1 pseudogene is annotated in these 251 nt (G+C 33.1%); it reads left to right on the top strand.

What is annotated here, in order from left to right:
• Positions 1 to 251: pseudogene (locus ACTHS4_RS12235) on the top strand (hypothetical protein); the annotation flags it as partial.

The following is a 251-nucleotide window of genomic DNA, read 5'->3' as shown; positions in this document are numbered from 1 at the left end:
ATATAAGTCAGAAAACTATCCAGATAGTTTTCTAAGTAAGGTTATTAAGCAAACAACATTCATAATTGACAAGAATCCCGTTCCTAGAAAAATTTACACTTTTTGGACTGGTAACAATCCAATGTCAGAATCCCGTCAATCGCATTTCGAGCTTCTAAAACTAGTTTCAGGAGTAGAAGTGGTATTGATTACTCCAAATAATTTATCAGAATATATTTTACCTGAGTATCCACTGCACCACGCATTTAAAT

It is taken from the genome of Neisseria sp. P0014.S009, from assembly GCF_051958155.1.
Classification (GTDB): Bacteria; Pseudomonadota; Gammaproteobacteria; order Burkholderiales; family Neisseriaceae; genus Neisseria; species Neisseria flavescens_C.
This window is presented reverse-complemented; position numbering and strand designations above follow the sequence as displayed.